The 22,538-nt window shown below is 66.7% G+C and carries 21 protein-coding genes; 15 read left to right on the top strand and 6 right to left on the bottom strand.

Annotated elements, in window-relative coordinates; translation table 11 throughout:
- Both JOD97_RS12275 and JOD97_RS12270 read left to right on the top strand, forming a co-directional pair.
- Entirely contained in the window at positions 1 to 906 is a 906-nt protein-coding gene (locus tag JOD97_RS12275) for an ExeA family protein (protein ID WP_209717743.1), read from the top strand.
- Positions 903 to 2,036, top strand: coding sequence for a tetratricopeptide repeat protein (locus tag JOD97_RS12270; protein ID WP_229264412.1), 1,134 nt, complete (start codon positions 903 to 905; stop codon positions 2,034 to 2,036). Before JOD97_RS12275 ends, JOD97_RS12270 begins: the two co-directional genes overlap by 4 nt.
- Here JOD97_RS12270 and JOD97_RS12265 read toward each other — a convergent pair.
- Positions 2,002 to 2,931, bottom strand: coding sequence for a helix-turn-helix domain-containing protein (locus tag JOD97_RS12265; RefSeq protein ID WP_209717742.1), 930 nt, complete (start codon positions 2,929 to 2,931; stop codon positions 2,002 to 2,004). The genes JOD97_RS12270 and JOD97_RS12265 overlap by 35 nt on opposite strands.
- Before the next feature lie 148 nt (positions 2,932 to 3,079).
- Between JOD97_RS12265 and JOD97_RS33110 the strand changes: the two genes are divergently transcribed.
- The 6 genes from JOD97_RS33110 to JOD97_RS12235 all read left to right on the top strand — a co-directional run bounded on the left by JOD97_RS33110 (position 3,080) and on the right by JOD97_RS12235 (position 11,009).
- Complete coding sequence (locus tag JOD97_RS33110; RefSeq protein WP_209717740.1) at positions 3,080 to 5,863, top strand: hypothetical protein; 2,784 nt, start codon at positions 3,080 to 3,082, stop codon at positions 5,861 to 5,863.
- A 119-nt stretch (positions 5,864 to 5,982) separates the two neighbouring features.
- Positions 5,983 to 8,583 (top strand): hypothetical protein, encoded by a 2,601-nt coding sequence (locus JOD97_RS12255; RefSeq protein WP_209717739.1) that lies wholly within the window; start codon positions 5,983 to 5,985, stop codon positions 8,581 to 8,583.
- Complete coding sequence (locus JOD97_RS12250) at positions 8,580 to 9,035, top strand: hypothetical protein (protein ID WP_209717738.1); 456 nt, start codon at positions 8,580 to 8,582, stop codon at positions 9,033 to 9,035. Before JOD97_RS12255 ends, JOD97_RS12250 begins: the two co-directional genes overlap by 4 nt.
- A gap of 65 nt (positions 9,036 to 9,100) precedes the next feature.
- On the top strand, positions 9,101 to 9,346 hold the full coding sequence (locus tag JOD97_RS12245) for a hypothetical protein (protein ID WP_209717736.1): 246 nt from the start codon (positions 9,101 to 9,103) through the stop codon (positions 9,344 to 9,346).
- An 86-nt stretch (positions 9,347 to 9,432) separates the two neighbouring features.
- On the top strand, positions 9,433 to 10,167 hold the full coding sequence (locus JOD97_RS12240) for a HipA family kinase (protein WP_209717732.1): 735 nt from the start codon (positions 9,433 to 9,435) through the stop codon (positions 10,165 to 10,167).
- Positions 10,164 to 11,009 carry a DUF3037 domain-containing protein gene (locus tag JOD97_RS12235; protein WP_209717729.1) on the top strand — a complete coding sequence of 282 codons (846 nt, stop codon included), beginning with the start codon at positions 10,164 to 10,166 and terminating at the stop codon, positions 11,007 to 11,009. The genes JOD97_RS12240 and JOD97_RS12235 overlap by 4 nt, the downstream gene beginning before the upstream one ends.
- Before the next feature lie 33 nt (positions 11,010 to 11,042).
- Here JOD97_RS12235 and JOD97_RS12230 read toward each other — a convergent pair whose 3' ends face one another.
- From JOD97_RS12230 to JOD97_RS12220, 3 genes are all read right to left on the bottom strand, one after another.
- Positions 11,043 to 12,017, bottom strand: a complete 975-nt coding sequence (locus JOD97_RS12230; RefSeq protein WP_209717726.1) for an HD-GYP domain-containing protein — start codon at positions 12,015 to 12,017, stop codon at positions 11,043 to 11,045.
- A 17-nt stretch (positions 12,018 to 12,034) separates the two neighbouring features.
- Entirely contained in the window at positions 12,035 to 13,237 is a 1,203-nt protein-coding gene (locus JOD97_RS12225; RefSeq protein WP_209717723.1) for a pyridoxal phosphate-dependent aminotransferase, read from the bottom strand.
- 68 nt (positions 13,238 to 13,305) lie between these two features.
- Positions 13,306 to 13,755 (bottom strand): putative toxin-antitoxin system toxin component, PIN family, encoded by a 450-nt coding sequence (locus tag JOD97_RS12220; protein ID WP_209717720.1) that lies wholly within the window; start codon positions 13,753 to 13,755, stop codon positions 13,306 to 13,308.
- A gap of 46 nt (positions 13,756 to 13,801) precedes the next feature.
- Here JOD97_RS12220 and yaaA point away from each other — a divergent pair, with 46 nt between their 5' ends.
- The gene (gene yaaA / locus JOD97_RS12215) at positions 13,802 to 14,572 is read left to right on the top strand and encodes a peroxide stress protein YaaA (protein WP_209717717.1); all 771 of its coding nucleotides are present in this window, start codon (positions 13,802 to 13,804) and stop codon (positions 14,570 to 14,572) included.
- 120 nt (positions 14,573 to 14,692) lie between these two features.
- On the opposite strand, the gene JOD97_RS12210 is transcribed toward yaaA, so the two are convergent.
- Positions 14,693 to 15,493: an outer membrane protein assembly factor BamD gene (locus JOD97_RS12210; protein ID WP_209717715.1), complete on the bottom strand. Its 801-nt coding sequence runs from the start codon at positions 15,491 to 15,493 to the stop codon at positions 14,693 to 14,695.
- Between the two features lie 65 nt (positions 15,494 to 15,558).
- Here JOD97_RS12210 and JOD97_RS12205 point away from each other — a divergent pair, with 65 nt between their 5' ends.
- Positions 15,559 to 16,614 carry an RluA family pseudouridine synthase gene (locus JOD97_RS12205; RefSeq protein ID WP_209717712.1) on the top strand — a complete coding sequence of 352 codons (1,056 nt, stop codon included), beginning with the start codon at positions 15,559 to 15,561 and terminating at the stop codon, positions 16,612 to 16,614.
- 23 nt (positions 16,615 to 16,637) lie between these two features.
- Complete coding sequence (pgeF, locus tag JOD97_RS12200; protein ID WP_209720285.1) at positions 16,638 to 17,402, top strand: peptidoglycan editing factor PgeF; 765 nt, start codon at positions 16,638 to 16,640, stop codon at positions 17,400 to 17,402.
- A gap of 17 nt (positions 17,403 to 17,419) precedes the next feature.
- Here the strand turns inward: pgeF and JOD97_RS12195 are convergent, their stop codons facing one another.
- The gene (locus JOD97_RS12195; protein WP_209717708.1) at positions 17,420 to 17,653 is read right to left on the bottom strand and encodes a hypothetical protein; all 234 of its coding nucleotides are present in this window, start codon (positions 17,651 to 17,653) and stop codon (positions 17,420 to 17,422) included.
- Positions 17,654 to 17,714: 61 nt separating this feature from the next.
- On the opposite strand from JOD97_RS12195, the gene phaC reads away from it, so the two are divergent.
- From phaC to JOD97_RS12175, 4 genes are all read left to right on the top strand, one after another.
- Positions 17,715 to 19,451, top strand: coding sequence for a class I poly(R)-hydroxyalkanoic acid synthase (phaC, locus tag JOD97_RS12190; RefSeq protein WP_209717705.1), 1,737 nt, complete (start codon positions 17,715 to 17,717; stop codon positions 19,449 to 19,451).
- 203 nt (positions 19,452 to 19,654) lie between these two features.
- Entirely contained in the window at positions 19,655 to 20,221 is a 567-nt protein-coding gene (gene phaR, locus JOD97_RS12185; RefSeq protein ID WP_209717702.1) for a polyhydroxyalkanoate synthesis repressor PhaR, read from the top strand.
- A gap of 426 nt (positions 20,222 to 20,647) precedes the next feature.
- Positions 20,648 to 21,556 carry a carbohydrate ABC transporter permease gene (locus JOD97_RS12180; protein WP_209717697.1) on the top strand — a complete coding sequence of 303 codons (909 nt, stop codon included), beginning with the start codon at positions 20,648 to 20,650 and terminating at the stop codon, positions 21,554 to 21,556.
- Entirely contained in the window at positions 21,556 to 22,524 is a 969-nt protein-coding gene (locus JOD97_RS12175) for a carbohydrate ABC transporter permease (protein ID WP_229264409.1), read from the top strand. Before JOD97_RS12180 ends, JOD97_RS12175 begins: the two co-directional genes overlap by 1 nt.
- Positions 22,525 to 22,538 lie beyond the last annotated feature (14 nt).

Below are 22,538 nucleotides of genomic sequence, written 5' to 3'. Positions count from 1 at the left end.
ATGTACAGCAAACACTTCGGCCTGCGCGAGGCGCCGTTCAGCATCACGCCGGACACCAGCTATTTCTTCACCAGCCCGCATTCTCAGGAGGCGCTCAACACGCTGCTGGTGGCGGCCAAGAGCGGCGAGGGCTTCATCAAGATCACCGGCGAGGTGGGCACCGGCAAGACGCTGCTGTGCCGTAAATTCATCGCCACGGTGGGGCCGGAGTTCGTCACCGCCTACATCCCCAATCCCTACCTGGAGCCGCGCACGCTGATGCTGGCGCTGGCCGACGAGCTGGAGGTGACCCTGGCGCGCGACGTCGACCAGCACCAGATGCTCAAGTCGATCACCTACCGGCTGATCGAGCTGGCGCACGCCGGCAAGCAGGTCATGCTGCTGCTCGACGAGGCACAGGCGATCCCGGTCGAAAGCCTGGAGGCGCTGCGGCTGTTGAGCAACCTGGAGACAGAAAAGCGCAAGCTGCTGCAAATCGTGCTGTTCGGCCAGCCGGAGCTGAACCAGCACCTGCAGGCCAATTCGATCCGCCAGCTGGCGCAGCGCATCACCTTCCATTACCACCTCGGCCCGCTGAGCCGGGACGACATCGAATACTATCTGGCGCACCGCCTGCGCGTGGCCGGCTACACGGGCGGGCGCCTGTTCAGCCGTGGCGCCATCTCGCGGCTGTTCCGCGCCAGCGGCGGCATTCCGCGGCTGGTCAACATCATGGCCAACAAGTCGCTGATGCTGTGCTTTGGCGAGGGCCGGCAGCAGGTGACGCGCCGTCACGTCAACCTGGCCGCGCGCGACACCAACGGCGTCGTCGGCGGCGCGCGCGCCCGCTTGCGCTGGCCGTGGCTGGCCGCCGGCGTCAGCGTGCTGGTGGCCGCGTGCGGCCTGACATGGGCGTTGACCAAATGAGCCTGATCAATAAAATGTTGCAGGACCTCGACAAGCGCGGCGGCGCCGGCGACGGCGTGGTCCATCCGCAGGAATTGAAGGCGGTGCCGCCGCCGGAACGCGAGCGCCGGCCGTTGCTGCTGGCCGGCGCCGGTGTCGCCGCCGCCGTGCTGGCCGCCGGCGGCTGGTATGGCTGGCAGTACTGGCAGGGCCATCGCGCGCCGCCGGCGCCGGCGCCGAGGGTGGTCCTCGACCAGCTTCCGCCCGGGGCCCGCCGCGCGCCGCCGCCGGCCCCGGCGGCGCAGACCGCGCCAAAGCCGATCGCCGCGCCACCGACAGCGGAAACGATCGCCACGCCGGCGCCCGCGCCGGAGCCGGCCGAGCCGGTATCGGCAGCCGCGCCGCCGGCACGGCGGCCGGCCAAGTCCATGCCGGTCGCGGCGGAATCCGGGCAGCCGCCGGCGTCCAAACCGGCGCGTTCCATGTCCGACGAGCCGGTCGCCGCCAGGCCGCGCCGCGCCGCGCCCGACGCCGATGCGCGCCGCGTGGAGCAGCCGGAAGGCGTCAGTCGGCGCGAGCAGACGCCCAAGCTGGAGTCGGACGGCGCCTACCGGCGCGCGCTGGTGGCTTTGCAGGAAGGGCGCCTGAGCGTGGCGCTGGCCGACCTGGAGCGCGCGCTGGAGATCGACCCGCGCAACGAGGCGGCGCGCCAGACCTATGTCAGCCTGCTGCTGGAAAACAAGCGCACGGACGAGGCGATCCGCCAGCTGCGCCTGTCGCTGGGCATCGATCCGCGCCAGCCCGGACTGGCGATGGTGCTGGCCCGGCTGCAGCTCGAACGCGGCGGCCCGGCGCTCGAGACGCTGATGAAAACCCTGCCATATGCCGGCGACAGGGCAGACTACCTGGCCTTCCTGGCCGGCGTGCTGCAGCGCGAGCAGCGCCACGCCGAGGCCGCGCGCTACTACCGCGACGCGCTGCAACTGGCGCCGGGCAACGGCGTCTGGTGGATGGGATTGGGCATTTCGCTGCAGGCCGACCAGCATTTGCCCGAGGCGCGCGAAGCGTTCCAGCGCGCGCGCCAGGCCAACGGGCTCACGCCCGAGCTGCAAGCGTTTATCGAGCGCCGGCTCGAACAGTTGTCGCGCTAGCCTGGCGCCGGGCGCTGGGCGTGATGCCGAATCGCGTGCGGTAGGCGCGGGAAAAGTGCGAGGCGTGCGCGAACCCGTACTTGAAGGCGATCTGGCTGATCGACAGGCCGGAAAACGCCGGATTGACGAGCGCCAGGTGGCACTGCTCAAGCCGGGTGTGCCACAGCCACGCGCTGAACGTGTGCGGCTGTCCGCTGAACAAGCGGTGGATATGCGCCGCCGAGATGTTGAGCGCCGCCGCCACGTCGCCGACCGACAGCTCGCTGTCGCCCAGGCGCGCCATGGCGAACTGCCGCAGCCGCTCCAGATGATATTGACTCAGTTTGCTGCGGGTGACGTCCGCGCGGCCCGGTTGCGTCACCGCGCAGCCGGCCAGCGTGGCGCTGAGCGCGCTGGCGGCGTGCACGCCCGCCTGGTCCGGCAGGGCGCCGTAGTCGGTGTCGAAATGGCATTCGGCCATCGCCGCCAGCAGCGCCACCTGCGGGCGGCGCCCGCTCATGGCGACGCCGACCAGGCCGTCGATGGCCGGGCACAGCGCGCGTAGCGGCGCGGCCGGAAAGCCGATGACGGTCTGGCGGAAGGCGCCGTCGAACTCGAGCCGGTAGGGCTGCGCCGTCGAATACAGCGCGATGTCGCCGGGCGCCAGCGCGCTGTCGCGGCCCAGCTGGCGCAGCCGGCTGCCGCCCTGGCGCTGGATCGCCACCAGCAGCCACTCCTTTTTTCCTCCCTCGTGCAGCGGCGTCGGGCGCCGCACCCGATACGCCTTGCCCTCCACCTGCGACACGGTCAGCGCGCCGACCGCGCGCGTCGCCAGCGCGCCGGCGAACTGCCGCGCCTGCGCGGCCGGCATGTCGAGCCAAATATCGCTTGCGGGTGACGGTGTTGCGTTGTGCATGGCGGCGCTTCCGGAGAGCTGGGATCAATCAACAAGAGACTTTGGTGTCATTATAAATTTAATAATTAGAATAATATAACAATAATAACGATCGGGGTGGTCCGCGAGTCCGACCGCCTCCCTTAAAACACATTCTTGGGTCAAACAAATGAAGACATCGAACCGCCGCATCTCCGCCGTTGCCTCATCGCGCTTCATCGCCGGCCTGGCGCCCCTGCTGTTGTCGCTGGCGGTCAACCAGGCGTATGCGCTCGACCGCAGCGTGACCGGCGCCAACGGCGCGGTCGGCGCCGCCGGCACCATCGCCACGCCGAACGGCGGCGCCGGCGGCGCGGCGCTGGACCTGACCGACACCTCGCTGACCGCCGGCGCCTTCAACCGCCTGACCTTGACCGGCGGCGCCGGCGGCACCGGTGGCGCCGGCCTGCCTGCCACCGTGCTCGATCCCGACAGCGACGATTGCCGCAACCTGGGCATTTGCCAGTATTCGCCCAGCGGCGTCGGTGGCAACGGCGGTGCCGGCGCGGGCGCGCTCGGCCGCGTGCTGGCCGGTTCCCTGACCGGCGGCGCCAGCGCCGAGGCCAAGGTCTTCGGCGGCGCCGGCGGCCAGCTGGGCACGGCCGATCCGTTCATCTTCAATGCCGACCCGAGCCTGAACATCGGCGGCGCCGGCGGCAACGCCTCGAGCTTCGCCAGCGCGTCCTCCCTGTCCGGCGCGGTGTCGGCGCGCGCCTACGCGACCGGCGGCAACGGCGGCGACGCGCTGCTGATCTTGGGGGGCGGACGCGGCGGCGACGGCGGCAAGGCCACGGCCAGCGCCTCGGGCTACTCGGCCACCGGCAATGTGTCGGTGCTGGCGCAGGCGGTTGGCGGCAATGGCGGCAACGTCAACTACACCCCCAGCCCGTCGACGGGCGGCGCCGGCGCCGCCGTCTATCTGGAGAACATGGTCAAGGGCGCGACCCGTGGCGTGCTGTCGTTGGTGCAGCATGCCGTGGGCGGCAATGGTGGCGCCGTCAACAACGCCTACGGCATGCCGGACCAGCCCAGCCAGCCGGGCAACAACGCCGGCGGCGCCGCCACATCGGTGCTGCGGGTGGCCGACAAGCAGGCCTCGGGCCTCAAGGGCACCGTCAGCGCCAAGGGCGGCAACGCCGGCGAGTACACCGACCTGGCGCAAGCGGCGGCCGGCAACGCGCGCGCCGAGCTCACTCTGACCTCGACCCGCGCCGGCGCCGCCGTCGAGGGCACGCTGTCGGCCATCGGCGGCGACGTCACCGGTTCCGTGTGGCGCGTGGCGGGCGGCGACGCCGGCAGCGCCACCGCCATCGGCAGCCTGACCGGTACGGCGGCGGTCACCGGATCGGCCGAGGCCCGCGCCGGGCAGTACGGTGGCTTGGCCGGCGCCGCCGCCACCAGCCGCTTGACCATCAGCGCCGGCGGCCTGGCCACGGGCAGCGCGCGCGCGGTGGCCGGCCAGATGGGCGGCGCCTTGCATAGCTGGGAATATCGCGACGGCGACGCCAGCGCCACGCTGGAACTGGTGGGCGCCGGCGCCAGCGGCGGCAGCTACGCCCGCGGCGCCAACGCCGACAGCAGCGTGACCGTCACCACCACTGGCGCGCGGGCGGTCAACGTCGAGTCCAGGGCGGTCGCCGGCCTGGGCGACGCCAATTCGTCGCGCGGCCACTATGGCGACGCCAGGGCCAATACCGTGGTCAACGCGGCCACCACCGGCGGCCGGGCCGACGTGACGGCCGGCGCCTACGCGTCCGGCAGCGGCGCCAGCCAAAACGCCTACGCCAACCTGCAGATCAACAGCGGCGGCAACATCGTCGGCACCGCCCAGGCTGAAGGCGGCGTGTTCAGCTACCTCTACACCACCAGCGGAATCGCCAACGCGTCCGCCAGCGGCGTCACCAGCGGCGCCCATTCGGTCACGGTCAGCGCGCTGGCGCGCAACACCTTCGTGCCGGAACCCCACCAGAACGTCTACAGCCCGGCCACCGCCAACGCCTACGGCGCCTCCGGCAGCGGCGTCGTCACCGTCGCGGCCCAGGCCCTGAGCGGCATGAACCAGAGCACCAGCCCGTACCTGTCCTCGGCCCGCGCCACGGCCGAGACGTCGTTGCGGGGCGGCGTGAGCAACGCCAGCGCCCGCGCCAGCGGCGAGCAGATGGAAGCGGTCGCCACGGCGACGGCCGTCGGCGCCGGCGGCGCCAGGGTCGGCTTTATCGCGACGTCGGCCGGCGAGTTCGCGCAGGGCGCGGCGGTGGCGTCGAACCGTTTCGACGCCGCCAGTTTCGCGTTGGCCACCGGCAGCGGCAGCGCCGGCGACAACCAGCTGCAGTCGTATGCCGCCGCCGCCCCGACCGGCGCCGCGCTCGGCTTGAGCGCGGCCACCGCCGCCGCCATGTCGGAACTGTACGGCGTCGGCATGCAGGGCGCCTCGGGCGGCTTCAACCCCGATTTGCCGTCCGCGCAGGTCGGCGCCAACAGCGGCCAGTTCCAGTTCGTCTCGGCGGTCGACCAGCATTTGCTGATCGCCTTCCTGGGCGCCGGCGGCACCGGCTTCGACACGCTCGACCTGTCGATCAGCAACCACGGCACCTTGCTGTTCAGCCAGTCGTTCACGTCGCTGAGCGACGCCAACCTGTTCTTCACCGACCGCGTGCTTGATCTGGGCCTGTTCGGCGCCGGCGCGCAGGACATCGTGGTGCGTTCGTCGCTGGCCGGCGCGGCTTATGACTATGCATTCAACTACGTGCTGGGCGGTGGCGGCCTGGGCCCGGTCGGCGGCGTCGGCGGCATCGGTGGCGGCGCGGGCGTGTCGGCCGTGCCGGAAGAGTCGAGCTGGATGATGATGATGATCGGCCTGAGCGGGCTGGTGATCGTGGCGCGGCGCCGCAAGTCGGCCGCCAAGCACGCTTGATGCAGGCGCGCATCGTCGTCGCACTGAGCAGGTAACACATCGGCCGGGGCGTCGCCCCGGCCCGCAACTACGCGCCCCGGCATCCGCCGCGGGCGCGACCTCCATTTCAAAGGCATGACATGCATTCCATCCATACTGTTGCCGCGCGCGGCCGCGCCAGGTACATCCGCGGCCTGGCGCCGCTGTTGCTCGCTGTCGCCGTCGGCAACGCCTGCGCCGCCGAATTGATCGTCGTCGGGCAGAACGGCCTTGACGGCGCCGCCGGCACCTTGCCGGGCCAGGTGGGCGGCGACGGCCGGGCCGCCGCCGCCATCGACCGCGTGCTGGCCTCCACCGACGCCTGGAACACGTTGACGCTAACCGGCGGCAACGGCGGCAACGGCGGCGAGGGCGCCGCCGCCACCGAGGTCGAGACCGAGTGGGGGCCGATGTCCTACCCGCAGGGCAAGCCCGGCGCCGGCGGCAACGGCGGCTACGCTGCCGGCACCGTCGTCACCGTGGGCGGCGCGCAGGGCGCGCAGGCGCGCTCGCGCGTGGTCGGCGGCAACGGCGGCGGCATGCCGTATTTTAATTCCAGCGACTGGCCCGCGACCGACGGGCCGCTGGCGCTCGGCGGAAACGCCAGCAGCACGGCGGTCGCCTTCGCCACCGGCGCCGGCGCCGTGGTGGCGCAGGCGGACGCGGTCGGCGGCTATGGCAGCTACAATTTCCTGGCCGGTAAAGCCGGCCTCGGCGGCACGGCCACGGCGCGCGCCAGCGGCCAGTCCGACACGGGCAAGGTGACGGTGGGCGCCAGCGTCGTCGGCGGCAGGCGCGTCGGCGCGGAGCTGGTCGACGCGGTCTCGGGCCGCACCCGGGGTGAGCTGAGCCTGTCGCAGCGCGCCGAGGGCGGCGAGAACCCCGACTTCGACGCCGGCGGCGCGCGTTCGACGCTGGCGTTGAGCGACGCCGAGGCCAGCGCGCTGAGCGCGGACGTGGCCGCCGTCGGCGGCAACGGAGGGGGCTATCGGAGCGGCGCCGGCGGCGCCGCCTACGCCGAGCTGACCCTGGCGTCGACGCGCGCCGGCGCCGCCGTGGCCGGCAACGTGTCCGCCGTGGGCGGCATCGGCTCCAACGGCGGACTGGGCGGCAACGCGGTCGCCGTCGGCACGCTTACCGGGACGGCCGACGTCACCGGTCGCGCCGTGGCGACGGGCGGCTCGGCCTCCTACGCCGGCGCGGCGGCCGGCGCGTCGGCCAGCCTGACCTTGTCCGCCGGCGGTCTGGCGCGTGGCAACGTCGCCGCGTATGGCGGCAACCTGTGGTACATCATGGGCAGCACCAACGGCGAGGCGACGGCGACGCTGACGATGGCCGGCGCCGGCGCGCAGGGCGGCGCCTACGCCGAGGGCAACGCCGCCAACAGCAATGTGAGCGTGCGCACCAGCGGCGCCCTGGCGGTGGACGTGGTGTCGACCGCGCAGATCGCCCTGGCGTACCGCAGCTTCGGCGGCGCCGCCACCGCCACCACCGACGTGCGCACCGCGCCCGGCGGCGGCCAGGCGGCAGTGAGGGCGTCCGCCTACGCCGACGGCGGCAGCGTGACCGGCGCGGCCAATGCCAACGTGCGGGTGGTGTCGGCCGGCGATATCGTCGCCATCGGCCGCGCCAAGGGCGGCTACCCGTCGATGTGCTGCTACGACGTCAGCGGCGACGCCAACAGCTCGGTCCACGCCGAGACCAGCGGCGCACACGCGGTGAGCGTCAGCGCCATCTCGGTGGCCAATATCGGCGGGTCCGACAGCGCCGTGCCGGCCTATGCCGGCTCGGGCAGCGCCACCGCCCACGGCCGTTCCGGCAGCGGCGTGGTCGACGCGCTGGCCGACGCGCGCGGCGGTTATTTCATGGGCGTGACGAGCGCCAACGCCGGCGCGGTGACCACCGACCGCGGCGGCGTCGGCAACGCCCGCGCGATCGCCATGGGGGTCGATGTGACGGCATCGGCGTCGGCGGCCGCGCTCGGCACCCGGGGCACGGCGGTCGGTTTCGCCGCCAGCGCCGCCGGACGGGAGGCACGGTCGGCTGCCGCCTACAGCTCGAGCCGGTTCTCGCAGGCGGAGTTCGCATTGCCGGCCGCCGGCGGCCAGTACGTCGTGGCCAACGCCATGGCGGCGCCGGACACGGCGGGCGCATTGACGCTGTCGCCGGCGTCGAACGTGGGCGGGATCGACAACGCGGTCGGCGCCGGCATGCACGCGATGTCCAACGCGGACACGGTCGACGAATATCACCAGGTGCTGGCGCCCCAGCAAACCAGCGGGGCCTTCCAGTTCGGCGCCGACGCCGGCGAGCATCTGCAGCTGGCGTTCCTGGCGGGCGCGGGCGGCGGCTTCGACCTGTTCGAGCTGACCATCAGCAACCACGGCGTGCAACTGTTCTCGCACGCCTTCCTCAGCGGCGCCGAGGCCGACCTGTTCTTCAACGGTTCGTTGCTGGACCTGGGGCCGCTCGCCGGCGGCATGCAGGATCTGCTGATCAGCTCGACATTGAACTACACCGGTCCGGGCGGCTACGCGTTCAATTACCTGGTCGGCACCGGGGTCGGCTTCGGTAGCGGCACCGGCGGCGGCAACGGCGCGACGGCGGTACCCGAGGCCTCGACCTGGCTGATGCTGGTGATCGGCATGGGCGGCATGCTGCTGATGGCGCGTCGCCGCGCCGGCCCGGCGGCGCGCGCATGAAGCTCGAGCGGATGGAGGAAGCCGGCTTGCGGCCGGCGCCGCCGCGCGCGTGGAGCGCGACGCACAGCTGGCTGTGCGTGCTGCTGGGGGCGCTGGCGACGGCCGCGCTGATCGCCGACGCGGCGCTGGCCTGGCGCGCCCACGCGGCGCCGCTGCTCGATCCGGGTCCGCCCGGCCGCTGGTACAGCGTGCAATTGGTCAGCGGCCAGGTCTACTACGGCGTGCTGCTGGAGGCGCGCCCCGGCTTCGTCAAGCTGGGCGATGTCTATTACACGCAGGCCTACACCCAGCCCGACGGCCAGCCGGGCAACCGCGTGGTCAACCGCGCCAAGACCGACTGGCACGGGCCATCGGCGCAGCTGATCCCGGCCGAGAAGATATTGATGATGGAAGCGGTCGGCGAGCAATCGCCGCTGGCGCGGCTGATCGCGCAGGACCAGGCGAAGAAATAGCCCAACAGGCTACGCGGCGCTGCCTATAAGTCCTGGCAACTTCTCGAAAATGCTATGATTGTGGAATGAAAACAGCAAAATCGCCACAAAAGACTCCGCCTGAGAAATCCGAGCTGGTCGATCTTGAAATTTCGCCCGAGTTGTATGCGGAACTTGAGGCCGATGCCGCCGCGCAAGGATCGAGCATTGAAGCCGAGGTGATTTATCGTCTGCGAGCGAGCTTGTTATTAGACCGCATAACTGCCCTCAAAGCCGAACTGAACGATCTCCTGCGGGATCGAAAAACGCAAGTCCCATCGCGCGACGGTTGACGAGGCCCCTGATCATTAATTGTTAGCCAAGCTTGCGCGCCGCGTACCACGCCATGCGAGGTCAGATTGGATACCTGTGGGCCGACATGCCAACTGAAATAGTCGAAATTATCGACCGTTCCAAACAAGGGGTTACGTTGCCATTCGTATGTCGTGGCGAAGACGGACGGGTGTATTACGTAAAGGGGCGGGGTGCAGGCAGAAGGAGCCTTATTTGTGAATGGATAGCGGGCTCGCTTGCGAAGGTTTTGGGTTTGCCAATTGCAGATTTTGAGCTGGTTTCGATATCGCCAGAGCTGATAAGCCTCGCGTCGCGCGACGACTTGGCCGAACTTGGAGTGGGTATTGCTTTCGGTTCCTGTCGGCGCACGATCGTCGAGCTAACGGTTTCGCATTTGTCGCAGATACCGGACGATGTTCAGCGTGACGTACTTCTCTTCGATTGGTGGATAAAAAATGGAGACAGGACCCAGTCTGAGCTCGGTGGCAATCCTAACCTTTTTTGGGACTTGGACAACAACAGCCTGCTGGTTCTCGACCACAACCAGGCATTCGATGAGCAGTTTGATCCGCGCACATTTGAAAGCCTGCATCCTTTCCGCAGTCACCTCAGTGCGGTCTTTTCCGATATGTTCGACCGCGACCGCTACGCCAGTCGTTTTGAATCGGCTATGGCGACCTGGGATGCGATCTGCGATACTGTTCCCGCGGAGTGGTGGTTTGTTGATGCCGAGCGCACGCTTCCTGTTGCGTTTGACCGGCATGCTCTCAAGCTATCGCTGCTCGGCTGCCGCAGTAGTGCTTTTTGGACCATAACATGAAAAAGATTGCTTGCTTATATGCGATTGTCCGGTTCTGTCCATTTGTTGAGACGGAAGAATTCGCCAATGTGGGCATCGTGATCATCGCGCCCGAGCACCGCATCTTTGATTTCAAGCTGATGACGAAGAAGCACGCTCGGGTGACGAATTTTTTCGAGCAGCTCGAGACCCCCACGTTCAAAGCGGCGATGCAAAACCTGAGGGAGGAGTTCGAACGGGTCGCCCGAGTTTTGCAGCAGCACGGATTCGATCGACGTCTGAAGCATAACGATGCGGACTTTGCCCGGTCGTTATTCAACGAAATAGTCAGGCCACGAGAGGCGGTAATTCAGTTTAGTAATATTCGCGGTGTCCTCATGCTTGATCCCAAGGCGAAGCTTGAGGAGCTCTACGGACATTATGTCGAGCGCGATTTTGTGACTCCCGAGTACAGGGAGCAGGTTTTGGAGCGAACGCTGCGCAGGTGGTTTTATGAGGCGGGCGTCAGTGGCCGTTTTGAGCGACTGGAGGTCGGTAACGACGAGTACCACGCTACCTTCCCCTTTGTAGAACAAAAAAGCGGACAAGTGGTGACAGCCATCAAGCCTCTTAATCTGGGGCAGGATCAGCCTAGCAAAATACTCGACCATGGCGGCGCCTGGGTATGGAAGCTGGCGCAGCTGAAGCGTAAGAACACCTTGCCCGAGCGCGTGTTGGTCACGGTCGAAGGTCCCAAGGAGGCTGAGAAGGAAGCGCGGATGAAGGCGTTTTGTGAAGTCGTCGCCGAGTTGACCGAGGCCGGGGCGCAAGTTCTTGCGTACGAACGCAAGGCCGACATTCTCGACTTCGTGGATTCCCACTAAAGCAAAGCACTACAGATGGCCAGCGCCGCTGGCTTACAGGCTGGCCTGCGCGCCCCAGATCTGCTTCATGCTGAAGCGGATCGCGGCCTGGTCCTCGCTGAGGGCCTCGGCGATGGCGTGGCGGTCGCCGGTGGCGCGGTGCTGCCCGGCCGGCGGCAGCGGGGCGCCGGCCGCGTCGCGCAGGCAGTGCACGTGCAGCGCCTCGCCGCCGGCCAGCCGATGACTGACGACGCCGATCTCGCCGCTGGCCAGGCGCACCAGGCAGCCCGGCGGAAAGTCGCCCAGCTCGCGCTGGAAGTGCTGCGCCAGCGCCGGATCGACCGGCGCGGCCTTGTCGTCCATCAGGTTGCGTAGCGCCTTATCCGGCAGCACCGAGCGCCGGTAGTTGCGCGCCGACACTTGCGCGCAATAGCGGTCCGCCAGGCTGAGCAGCTTGGCGTTGAACGTTACCCGCGGACTGGCGATGCCGGCCGGGTAGCCGCTGCCTTCATCGTTTTCGTGGTGCAGCAGCACGCACGAGATCCATTCCTCGTCCTCGACGCCGGCGCACTTGAGCAGGTCGGCGCTGTCCTCCGGATGGCGGTGCACGATGGCCATTTCCTCGTTGCTCAGGCTGTGCTTGTTCTGGAAGCTCTCGTGGTGGCGCAGCATGCCCACGTTCATCGTCAAGGCGGCGGCGGTGACGGTCAGGACGTCGGCGTCGCACTTGCCGAGGCTGCGCGACATGACGACCACCACGACCGCCGTCTCGATGCAATGGCGCACCGCGTAGCTGCCGGCGATCTGGCACAGGAAGATGCAGGCGAGCGCGATATCGGGATTCAGGTCGACCGCGCGCACCACCTCGCGGGCGATGTCGCGCAGTTCGCTTTCGGCGTCGTGCTCGTTGCGCAGGTTTTGCAGCAGGCGCTCGAGCCGCCGGTTCGACACGTTTAGCTGGTGCAGCACCGATGGCGACGCCGGGCTGTGCGCGAACGGCGGCGGCTCCGGGTGGTTGGTTTCGGCCATGATGGTAGTCCCCGATTTTATACTTTGGCCAGCCGCTCCAGCGCCAGCGCCAGCGTCTCGTCCTTTTTGGCGAAGCAGAAGCGCACGATGCCGGATTCCTTGCCCTGCTGGTAGAACGCCGACACCGGGATCGCCGCGACCTTGATCTCGGTGGTCAGCCATTCGGCGAATTCGGCCTCCGTTTGCGTCGAGATCCGGTCGTAGCGCACGCACTGGAAGTAGGTGCCGTCGGCCGGCAACACTTCGAAGCGGGTGCCGGCCAGGCCGTCGCGGAACAGGTCGCGCTTGCGCTGGTAAAACGCCGGCAATTCCAGGTACGGCTTGGGATCGGCCATGTAGCTGGCGACGCCGTGCTGCATCGGCGTGTTGACGCTGAAGACGTTGTACTGGTGCACCTTGCGGAATTCGGCCGTCAGCGCCGCCGGCGCGGCCACGTAGCCGAGCTTCCAGCCGGTGACGTGGTAGGTCTTGCCGAAGCTGGAGACGACGAAGGCGCGCGCGGCCAGCTCGGCGTGGCGGCACACCGACTCGTGGCGCTGGCCGTCGTAGACCATGTGCTCGTAGACCTCGTCCGACAGGATCAGGATGTTGGTGCCGCGCACGATGTCGGCCAGCGCGTGCATGTCGGCGCCGCGCAGCACGCTGCCGGTCGGGTTGTGCGGCGTGTTGATGACGATCATGCGGGTCTTGCCGCTGACGGCCGCCGCCACCTTGGCCCACGGCACCGCGTAGCCGGCCGCGCCCATCTCCATCTGCACGCCGACGGCCACGCCGCCGGCCAGGTTGATGGCCGGCACGTAGCTGTCGTACACCGGCTCGATGACGATCACCTCGTCGCCCGGATGCACGCTGCACAGGATGGCGGTGGTCAGCGCCTGCGTGGCGCCGGCGGTGACGGTGATGGCGCTGTCGGCGTCATAGTCGTGGCCGTACAGGGCGGCGATCTTGGCGGCGATGGCGTGGCGCAGCACCGGCGCGCCGCTCATCATCGGATACTGGTTGAAGTCGGCCAGCATGGCGTCGGTGACGGCCTGCAGCAGCGGCCGCTCGCACGGAAAATCGGGGAAGCCCTGGCCCAGGTTGACCGCGCCGGACTGCGCCGCCAGGGTCGACATGCGCGTGAACACGGTGGTGCCGACGGCCGGCAGGCGGCTGGTCAACACCGGCGTGGCGTGAAGGTCGTTACCAAGATCGTTACCAATGTCGTTGCGGCTATTCATGGCGGCTGTGTAGTGGACAGATGGCCTATTTTAGCTCAGCGGGGGCGCTTTGGTGTTGCGTAAAAAATCTATCGTTCCAGCCGCCACGCCTCCGGCAGCATGACCTTGAACATGCCGGCCTTGGCCAGCCGGCGCGCCAGTTTGAGCAGCGCCTTGTCCTTGGTGATGAGCACCTCGGCGCCGGCGTCGCGCGCCACCTCGAGGAATTTTTGATCGTCCTTGTCGGTGCAGACGGGCAGGCGCACACCGGACTCGGCCGGCGCGACCACCTTGATCAGCGCGTCGAAGCGCGCCGCCGCCAGCGGCCGGCTGGCCTCGTCGAGCGGCAGGTGGCTGTAGTGCAGCACGATGTTGTACTCGTCGCGGCAGTCGGCGCGCGTGACGGCCTCGACGGCGCCGCTTTCGAGCGCGGCCAGCAGCTCGGCCCAGCGCGGATCGTGGAACACGAACAGGTCGAGGCAGACGTTGGTGTCGATGACGATGCGCGCCGGTGCGGGTTTTGTTGGAACAGGTATCATGTGGGCAGTTGTAAAAATATGCTTATTTGGAATTTTTTGGAATCTTATGCTGATAGTGCTTTCGCCCGCAAAAAGTCTCGACCTCGAGACCCCTCCGACCACCAAGCTGCACTCCCAACCCGCTTTTCTCGACCACTCGGCGCAACTGATCGAGCGCCTGCGCGCGTTCTCGCCGGTGCAGATCGGCGAGCTGATGGATCTTTCCGACAACCTGTCGGCGCTCAACGTTGCCCGTTACGCATCGTGGAGCGCCGACACCGCCGAGGGCCGCCAGGCCGTCATGGCGTTCAACGGCGACGTCTACGGCGGGCTGGCGGCGCGCACGCTCACGCCCAAGCAGCTCGACTACGCGCAGGCGCGCATCCGCATCCTGTCCGGGCTGTACGGCATGTTGCGCCCGCTCGACCTGATCCATCCGCACAGGCTGGAGATGGGCACGCGCCTGGATACGCCGCGCGGCAAGAACCTGTACGACTTCTGGGGCGACACCATCACCCGGGCGCTCAATACGGCCGCCGGCGAGCAGGGCGCCGGGACCCTGGTCAACCTGGCGTCCGAGGAATACTTCAAGTCGGTCAAGCCCAAGCTGTTAGACGTGCCGGTGATCACGCCGCAGTTCGAGGATTGGAAGAACGGCAAGTACAAAATCATTTCGTTCTACGCCAAGCGGGCGCGCGGCTTGATGGCGCGCTACGCCGCCGTCAAGGGCATCACCGATCCGCAAAAGCTGAAGAAGTTCGACGTCGACGGTTATGCCTTCGACAAGAAGGATTCGGACGACAGCACCTGGATTTTCCGCCGCAAGGTGGCCGCGTAAAACCGTGTAAAGCCACCGGGCACCAACAAAAAACCGGGATCGCGTCCCGGTTTTTATTAACCCGCACCCCCAAAGCCGGGGTCGTACCCGTGGGGTACGACCCCTGGATGCGGTACGGGTTTAATTCCAGAGCTTCCACCAGTGCCGCTCGGCCTTCTTGCCCTCGTCGAGGAACTTGCTGGTCGGGTAGTTGAGCTTGAACACGCGCATCGTGTCGTCGCGCAGTTCCGTCATGCCCAGCTTGTCGTAGCTGCGGATCATGATGAACAGCGCCTCTTCGATCGCCGGCGAGTCGCGGTAGTCGCTCATGATGCCCATGGCGCGGTTGGCCGCGGCCAGGTAGGCGCCGCGACGGTAGTAGTAGCGCGCCACGTGCACCTCGTACGCCGCCATGGCGTTGAGCAGGTAGCGCATGCGGTCCAGCGCGTCCGGGGTATACTTGCTGTTCGGGAACTTATCCACCAGCTGCTTGAACGCCGCGTAGGCTTCGCGCGTGGCCTTCGGGTCGCGCTCGGTCGTGTCCTGGGCGTAGATGAAGTTCAGGAAGCCGATCTGGTCGTTGAAGTTGATCAGGCCGCGCAGGTAGTACATATAGTCGACATTGTTGTGGTTCGGGTGCAGCTTGATGAAGCGCTCGACCGCCGCCAGCGCCTGGGCCTGGTCCTGCGACTTGTAATAGGCGTAGGCGATCTGCATCTGCGCCTGCTGGGCGTAAGTGCCGAACGGATAGCTCGATTCGAGCTTCTCGTAGAGCTGGATCGCGCGCTCGTAGTGCGCGCCTTCGAGTTCTTCGGTCGCCTCCGAGTATAATTTCGTCGCGGTCCAACCTTTTGTCTCGTCAGCTTTCTCCGAGAAAATGCCGCAAGCGGACAAACTAAGCAGAACCAACGTTGCTGCGACTACCGATAATTTTTTTTGCATATGTTTTGCAAGAAGCTGTTTAACCAAAGTTTTACAATAGGCTGATTATAGCCGATGGGAATGCCGTGATATTAACTCCAAAGCCGAATTTGGCCGAATCCTCCTCCAATACCGAATCCGACATCGACCTGCCCGCGGAGCTCGACGTCCAGGATGGCGACTACGGCGACGACGAGGACGGCCTGGCTCCGATCGAACTGGAACTGACCCCGGAAGCGTGCGGCCAGCGCCTCGATAAAGTCATTTCGAAGCTGGTGCCGCAGTTTTCGCGCGGCCGCCTGCAGATGTGGATCGACGACGGCTTCGTCACGGTCGACGGCAAAGTGGCCAAAAGCACCAAGGATACCGTCTACGGCGACGAGAAGATCGTCATTCTGCCCCAACCAGCGCCGGAAGACGAGGCTTTTAAACCGGAAGCGATGGAACTTAACATCGTTTACGAGGATGAGCACCTGATCGTCATCAACAAGCCGGCCGGCCTGGTGGTCCATCCGGGCGCCGGCAACTGGTCCGGCACCTTGCTCAACGGCCTGCTGCACCACTGCCCGCAGCTGTCGGGCGTGCCGCGCGCCGGCATCGTCCACCGGCTCGACAAGGACACCAGCGGCCTGATGGTGGTCGGCAAGACCCTGCCGGCGCAGACCGACCTGGTCCGTCAGCTGGCCGCGCGCACCGTCAAGCGCGAGTATTTCGCTTTGGTGTGGGGCACGCCGCGCGTTAGCGGTACTATAGACGCGTCGATGGGACGCCATCCGAAGGACCGCATCAAGATGGCGGTGTCGAACAATTTCTCCGCCAAGCCGGCCATCACGCACTACCAGTTGCTGGCCAGCGGAGACCTGGAGCGCCGTCCCGTCAGCCTGGTGCAGTGCCGGCTGGAGACCGGCCGCACGCACCAGATTCGCGTGCACATGATGTCGATCGGCTTTTCGCTGGTGGGCGATGTGATGTATGGCAAGCAGCACCTGGCCAGCGCCTTCCCGCGCCAGGCCCTGCAGGCCCGCCGTCTGGGCCTGGTGCACCCGGCCACGGGCGAGCAGTGCGAGTGGCTGGTGCCGCTTGCCGAGGATTTCGCCGAGCTGATCGCCAGAGCCGGTATCGAGGAGCCTGAACAAGTTTGAACGCTATCCATCAACAATGGCTGATGCCGCGCTGGCCGGGCCTGCCGGCCAATGTCGGCACCCTTTCCACCACCCGGCGCGGCGGCGTCAGTCCGGCGCCGTACGACGACGGCATGGGCCAGGGCGGCCTGAACCTGGGCACCCACGTCGGCGACCAGCCGCACAACGTCGCCCGCAACCGCCAGATCGTCGGCGAGCTGCTGCCGTCCGAGCCGGCCTGGCTGTCGCAGGTGCACGGCACGGCGGTGGTCGATCTGGCCACGCTGGCGCCGCAACAGGTGCCGACGGCCGACGCCAGCGTCAGCAACGTGCGCGGCAAGGTGTGCGCCATCATGACGGCCGACTGCCTGCCGGTGCTGCTGTGCGACGCCGAGGGCCGCACCGTCGGCGCCGCCCACGGCGGCTGGCGCGGTCTGGCCTCCGGCGTGCTGGAGAACACGGTCGAGTCGATGCGCGCGGCCGGCGCCGGCGAGCTGATGGCGTGGATGGGGCCGGCCATCGGCGCCTACCAGTTCGAGGTCGGGCCGGAGGTCATGCAGGCGTTCCTGAACGGCGCGCACGACGACTCCGGCGTGCGCCACGTGACGGCCGCGTTTTCGCCCGTGGAGGGCAAGCCCGGCAAGCACCTGGCCGACATCTACGCGCTGGCGCGCTATCTGCTGCACCGGGCCGGCGTGGCGCAGGTGCACGGCGGCGAATACTGCACCGTCTCCAACTCGGGGCGCTTTTATTCGTACCGGCGCGACGGCATCACCGGCCGGCAGGCGTCCTTGATTTGGCTCAAATGAGGCGACGCGGCGCCGGCCTAGCCTTCGCCCTTGCCGTCGGCGGGCGCAGCCGATTCTGCGCGCGCCTCCATGGCCGCGCGCTGCTCGGCGCGGCGGCGGGCCTTGCGCCGGCCGCTGCCGGCGATATACATCAGGGTGCCCAACGGCAGCACGCAATAAAACAAAAACGTTACAATTCCCGCAACGACGGTGGGCTCGGTGAGCGCCATCAGTCCCACGACGTAAATCCAAGCAATCGCAACGATCAGCATAGACAGGTCAACATAAAGCAGTCCGGTTAAAGATATTTAAACTATTTTTAGGGAATCAAACATGAACGTGCCCGATCCTCAAGCCATTGCCAACGCCTGGATGTCGCAAATGAGCGACCCCGCCCAGTGGCAATCCTGGTTCAGCAAGCTCCCGACCGCCGACGCCAATCCGCTCGCCACCATCATGCAGGACGTCGGCGCCACCGTGCAACCGCAAGCGATGGAACAGCTGAAAAACCAGTATCTGGAAGACTTCGGCGTGCTGTGGCAGGATTTCCTGGCCGGCAAAACCCCGGCGCTGGACGACCGCCGTTTCAGCTCGTCGGCCTGGCAGGGCAATCCGATGTCGTCGTTCAACGCGGCATCATACCTGCTCAACGCCAAATTCCTGACCGCGATGGTCGACACCGTCGAAACCAGCCGCCATCAAAAACAGAAGATCCGCTTCGCCGTGCAGCAGATCGTCGACGCCATGTCGCCGGCCAACTTCCTCGCCACCAATCCGGAGGCGCAGGAAAAGCTGATCGAAACCAAGGGCGAGAGCCTGACCAAGGGCCTGGCCAACATGCTGGCCGACATGAATAAGGGCCACATCTCGCTGTCCGACGAGACCGCGTTCGAGGTCGGCCGCAACCTGGCGACGACGCCCGGCACGGTGATCTACGAGAACCCGCTGTTCCAGCTGATCCAGTACACGCCGGCGACGCCGACCGTGCACCAGCGGCCGCTGCTGATGGTGCCGCCGTGCATCAACAAATTCTACATCCTCGACCTGCAGCCGGAGAACTCGCTGGTGCGTTACGCGGTGGAGCAGGGCAACACCGTGTTCATGATCTCGTGGCGCAACGCCGACAAGTCGCTCGAGGGCGTCACCTGGGACGATTACATCGAAAAGGGCGTGATCGAGGCGATCGGCGTGGCGCGCGAGGTCGGCGGCCAGGACAAGCTCAACCTGTTCGGTTTCTGCATCGGCGGCACCTTGGTGGCGACCGCGCTGTCGGTGCTGGCCGCGCGCGGCGACAACCCGGCGGCCAGCCTGACCTTGCTGACGTCGCTGCTGGACTTCAGCGACACGGGCGTGCTCGACGTGTTCATCGACGAGACCCAGGTGTCGCTGCGCGAGCAGCAAATCAAGGCGGGCGGCCTGATGCTGGGGCGCGACCTGGCCAGCACCTTCTCCAGCTTGCGTCCGAACGACCTGGTGTGGAATTACGTGCAGTCGAACTACCTGAAGGGCAACGAGCCGCCGCCGTTCGACCTGCTGTATTGGAACTCGGACAGCACCAATCTGCCGGGGCCGATGTTCTGCTACTACCTGCGCAATATGTACCTGGAAAACCGCCTGCGCGAGCCGGGCAAGCTGGTCGTGGGGGGCACCACGGTCGACCTGTCGGCAATCGACGCGCCGGTGTTCGTCTACGGCTCGCGCGAGGATCACATCGTGCCGTGGACGTCGGCGTTCGGCTCGATGAACCTGCTCAACCCGGGCCACCCCAAGGCCAACCGCTTCGTGCTGGGCGCCTCGGGCCACATCGCCGGGGTGATCAATTCGCCGGTCAAGAACAAGCGCAGCTACTGGACCAACGACAAGCCGGCCGGGCGCGGCGTGGCCAAGCCGCATGATCCGGAGGCGTGGCTGGCCGGCGCCACCGAGACGCGCGGCAGCTGGTGGCCGGAGTGGGCCGCCTTCCTGGCCGAGCACGGCGGCAAGGATGTCAAGCCCAAGGCCAAGCCGGGCAGCGCCACGTACAAGGCCATCGAACCGGCGCCGGGACGCTACGTCAAAGTCAAAGGGTGACGCCGGCGGAGGGGGAATCGCATTGCTTTCCAGCGCATAAACTTAGTTGCGTTGCAATAAAAGCCAAAAGTTGTATGAGTTAGTGCAGGAACTGCTTTTTCCCCTCTATAATAGGGCTGGTAGGTTAGTGGGAAAGCGGACCGACGTTCGCTTTTTTCTCGAATTGTTAGAGGACGCGCTGCGGCGCAATAAACGGACTTGTGATGAGTAGTGCGAAAAAAAATGCTGAACGCCTGATCAAGAAATACCCGAACCGCCGTCTGTACGACACGCAGACCAGTTCCTACATCACGCTGACGGACGTCAAGCAGCTGGTGCTGGACAACGAGGAATTCACGGTCGTCGACGCCAAGAGCAACGAGGACCTGAGCCGCAGCATCCTGCTGCAGATCATTCTGGAAGAGGAGGCCAGCGGCGCGCCGATGTTCTCCAGCGACGTGCTGGCGCAGATCATCCGCTTCTACGGCCACGCGATGCAGGGCATGATGGGCTCCTACCTGGAAAAGAACGTCCAGGCGTTCACCGACATCCAGCGCAAGTTCACCGGCACCACCGTCGGCGGCCTGGAAGGCAAGCCGTTCAGCCCCGAGATGTGGACCCAGTTCATGAACGTCCAGGGTCCGATGATGCAGGGCATGATGAACAACTACATCGACCAGAGCAAGAGTTTGTTCGTGCAGATGCAGGAGCAGATGCAAAACCAGAGCAAGAACATCTTCGGCACGTTCCCCTTCGTTCCAGGCGTTCCGCCGACGACCGACAAGAAGTAATTTCATCACGTTCCGGCCGATCGGCCGGAAAATGGCGGAGTCGCCGGCGCCCCAAGGCGCCGGCGAACCACGGAACCACGGAACCACGGAACCACACGGAACCACACGGAACCACACGGAACCACACGGAACCACGGAACCACGTAGGGCGGATTAGCGCAGCGTAATCCGCCACCGCTCCGCCACCGCTCCGCCAGCGCTCCGCCAGCGCTCCGCCAGCGCTCCGCCAGCGCCCCATCCATTCCCCCGCCACAAAAATCCCACAATCCCGTTGACACCCCAATTTCATCGGTAGTAACATCGACAACATACAGTGGAAGCGTTTCCACCCATACCAAAAAAAGGGCGCACGACGCCCACAGGAGACAGCATGAAGAAGGCGATAAAACGGCTGGCGTCCGCACGCCCGCGGCGGCCGGACGGGCGATGAATCAAGCCGTGATCCCCGCCTTCACCAGGAAGCGTCACGGCGTATCGCTCGCCGCCTATCTGGCCCTGATCCCGATGGCGCTGACGGTGCTGCTGGCCTATCTCGGCACCATGCTGTGGACGGCACGCGTATCGGTCAGCAGCTCGCGCACCTTCCCCAACAGCGATTTCGTCGGCGCCTCGCAGTACCTGCGCCTGTTCAACAACGAGCGCTGGCTGCTATCGCTGCAAAACGTCGTCATCTACGGCGCGCTGTTCATCGCCGCCTGCCTGGTCATCGGCTTTCTGCTGGCCGTGTTCATCGACCAGAAGGTGATGGCCGAGGGCGCGCTGCGCACCATCTTCCTGTACCCGTACGCGATGTCGTTCGTGGCCACGGGGCTGGTGTGGCAGTGGATACTCAACCCGGAACTGGGCATCCAGCAGGTGCTGCGCCAGCTGGGCTTCGCCGAGGCCAGGTTCGACTGGATCGTCGACCAGGACATGGCGATCTACACCATCGTCATCGCCACCGTGTGGCAGGCGTCCGGGCTGGTGATGGCGCTGATGCTCTCCGGCCTGCGCGGCATCGACGAGGAATTGTGGAAGGCGGCGCGCATCGATGGCATCCCGCGTTGGCGCGTCTACCTGAGCATCGTGCTGCCGATGCTCGGGCCCTCGGTGTCGACCGCCTTCGTGCTGCTGTTCGTGATGGTGGTGAAGGTGTTCGATGCCGTGGTCGCGATGACGCAGGGCGGCCCGGGCACGGCCAGCGAGGTGCCGGCCAAATTCATCATGGACTATCTGTTCGGCCGCGCCAATATCGGGCTGGCCTCGGCCGCGTCGATCGTGCTGCTGGCCACCGTGCTGGCGATCGTGGTGCCGCTGTATTACGTGCGCAACCGCCGCGCCGGCAAGGGGATCTGATGGCTTATGTCGTAAAACAGGAGCAGGCCGTCGTCGCGCTGGCCGCCGTGGACGCCGCCGCCGCCAACGACAGCCATATCGGCGGCGCGCCGGCCGCGCGACCGCGCCGCCGGCCGCTGGCCTGGACGCCGGCGCGCGCCGGCGTGTACGCCTTTTTGATCGTGGCGGCGCTGTTCTTCCTGCTGCCGCTGTATGTGATGCTGGTGACGTCGGTCAAGCCGATGGAGGAGATCCGGCTCGGCACCTTGTTCGCGCTGCCGGTCAAGGCCACGCTGGAACCGTGGGCGCAAGCGTGGCGCTCGGCCTGCACCGGACTGGAATGCGAGGGCATACGCGGCGGCTTCTGGAACTCGGTCGCCATCGTCGTGCCCAGCACCGTCCTGTCGATCGCGATCGGCGCCGTCAACGGCTACGCGCTGTCGTTCTGGCGCCCGCGCGGCGCCGGTGTGCTGTTCGCGATCCTGATGATGGGCGCCTTCATTCCGGCGCAGGTGATGGTGTATCCGCTGGTGCGGGTGCTGGCGTCGGTCAATCTGTTCAGCACTTTGCCGGGCATCGTTTTGATCCACACCATCTTCGGCATGCCGGTCATGACGCTGCTGTTCCGGAACTACTACGCGGCGCTGCCGCTGGAGCTGTTCAAGGCGGCGCGCATCGACGGCGGCGGTTTCTGGCGCATCTTCCTGCAGTTGATGCTGCCGATGTCGACGCCGGTGATCGTGGTGGCCGTGATCATGCAAGTGACCGGGATCTGGAACGACTTCCTGCTTGGCCTGGTGTTCGCCGGTTCGGAGCACCTGCCGATGACGGTCCAGCTCAATAACATCATCAACACCACCACCGGCGAGCGTCTGTACAACGTCAACATGGCGGCGACGATCCTGACGTCGCTGGTGCCGCTGGCGCTGTATTTCATCTCCGGCCGCTGGTTCGTGCGCGGCATCGCCTCCGGCGCCGTCAAAGGCTAGGGCCAAGGTCAAAA

The organism is Duganella sp. 1411, assembly GCF_017833525.1.
Classification (GTDB): domain Bacteria; phylum Pseudomonadota; class Gammaproteobacteria; order Burkholderiales; family Burkholderiaceae_D; genus Rugamonas.
This window is presented reverse-complemented; position numbering and strand designations above follow the sequence as displayed.

Excerpts from the sequence above, each read along its gene's own strand:
- JOD97_RS12275 (WP_209717743.1), top strand. The coding sequence starts at position 1 with ATGTACAGCAAACACTTCGGCCTGCGCGAGGCGCCGTTCAGCATCACG.
- JOD97_RS12270 (WP_229264412.1), top strand. The coding sequence starts at position 903 with ATGAGCCTGATCAATAAAATGTTGCAGGACCTCGACAAGCGCGGCGGC.
- JOD97_RS12265 (WP_209717742.1), bottom strand. The coding sequence starts at position 2,931 with ATGCACAACGCAACACCGTCACCCGCAAGCGATATTTGGCTCGACATG.
- JOD97_RS33110 (WP_209717740.1), top strand. The coding sequence starts at position 3,080 with ATGAAGACATCGAACCGCCGCATCTCCGCCGTTGCCTCATCGCGCTTC.
- JOD97_RS12255 (WP_209717739.1), top strand. The coding sequence starts at position 5,983 with ATGCATTCCATCCATACTGTTGCCGCGCGCGGCCGCGCCAGGTACATC.
- JOD97_RS12250 (WP_209717738.1), top strand. The coding sequence starts at position 8,580 with ATGAAGCTCGAGCGGATGGAGGAAGCCGGCTTGCGGCCGGCGCCGCCG.
- JOD97_RS12245 (WP_209717736.1), top strand. The coding sequence starts at position 9,101 with ATGAAAACAGCAAAATCGCCACAAAAGACTCCGCCTGAGAAATCCGAG.
- JOD97_RS12240 (WP_209717732.1), top strand. The coding sequence starts at position 9,433 with ATGCCAACTGAAATAGTCGAAATTATCGACCGTTCCAAACAAGGGGTT.
- JOD97_RS12235 (WP_209717729.1), top strand. The coding sequence starts at position 10,164 with ATGAAAAAGATTGCTTGCTTATATGCGATTGTCCGGTTCTGTCCATTT.
- JOD97_RS12230 (WP_209717726.1), bottom strand. The coding sequence starts at position 12,017 with ATGGCCGAAACCAACCACCCGGAGCCGCCGCCGTTCGCGCACAGCCCG.
- JOD97_RS12225 (WP_209717723.1), bottom strand. The coding sequence starts at position 13,237 with ATGAATAGCCGCAACGACATTGGTAACGATCTTGGTAACGACCTTCAC.
- JOD97_RS12220 (WP_209717720.1), bottom strand. The coding sequence starts at position 13,755 with ATGATACCTGTTCCAACAAAACCCGCACCGGCGCGCATCGTCATCGAC.
- yaaA (WP_209717717.1), top strand. The coding sequence starts at position 13,802 with ATGCTGATAGTGCTTTCGCCCGCAAAAAGTCTCGACCTCGAGACCCCT.
- JOD97_RS12210 (WP_209717715.1), bottom strand. The coding sequence starts at position 15,493 with ATGCAAAAAAAATTATCGGTAGTCGCAGCAACGTTGGTTCTGCTTAGT.
- pgeF (WP_209720285.1), top strand. The coding sequence starts at position 16,638 with ATGCCGCGCTGGCCGGGCCTGCCGGCCAATGTCGGCACCCTTTCCACC.
- JOD97_RS12195 (WP_209717708.1), bottom strand. The coding sequence starts at position 17,653 with ATGCTGATCGTTGCGATTGCTTGGATTTACGTCGTGGGACTGATGGCG.
- phaC (WP_209717705.1), top strand. The coding sequence starts at position 17,715 with ATGAACGTGCCCGATCCTCAAGCCATTGCCAACGCCTGGATGTCGCAA.
- phaR (WP_209717702.1), top strand. The coding sequence starts at position 19,655 with ATGAGTAGTGCGAAAAAAAATGCTGAACGCCTGATCAAGAAATACCCG.
- JOD97_RS12180 (WP_209717697.1), top strand. The coding sequence starts at position 20,648 with ATGAATCAAGCCGTGATCCCCGCCTTCACCAGGAAGCGTCACGGCGTA.
- JOD97_RS12175 (WP_229264409.1), top strand. The coding sequence starts at position 21,556 with ATGGCTTATGTCGTAAAACAGGAGCAGGCCGTCGTCGCGCTGGCCGCC.